The organism is Halomonas lysinitropha (assembly GCF_902500215.1).
Classification (GTDB): Bacteria; Pseudomonadota; Gammaproteobacteria; order Pseudomonadales; family Halomonadaceae; genus Halomonas; species Halomonas lysinitropha.
In genome coordinates this window covers 1-346 of the sequence record NZ_CABVOU010000025.1, presented here as the reverse complement: position 1 = coordinate 346, position 346 = coordinate 1, and the positions used below count along the sequence as shown (strand labels likewise).

The 346-nt window shown below is 60.4% G+C and carries 1 protein-coding gene; it reads right to left on the bottom strand.

The window, feature by feature from the left end; translation table 11 throughout:
* The coding region (locus tag HALO32_RS17920; RefSeq protein ID WP_192576431.1) for a DUF5801 repeats-in-toxin domain-containing protein at window positions 1-346 on the bottom strand (346 nt) is incomplete at both ends.

The window sequence follows — 346 nt, the reverse complement described above, 5'->3', positions numbered from 1 at the left end:
GTCGTCCAACAGTTCACCGACGTGGTCGATCTCGGCGTACTGGGTCAGCGTGACCTTTCCCTCGTTGCCTTCGGTGTTGTCCACGCTGATGCGGAAGATGTCCGTCACCACCGAGTCCACATTGGTCTGGCCGACGATGTCGTCACCATCCATCACCAGTGTAATGGCATTGCTGTCGCTGGTCAGTGCTGTGTCCGTCAGCCCTTGACCGATCGACAGACTGTAAACCAGGCTCGCCACGGTGCCATCATCATCGGCCCCCATGTCCTGGGTCAGCCCGAACAGGCCCGAGAAATCACCGCTGACCGTATCCTGGCCTTCCACCTCCGTCGTGGCCGGGTCATCC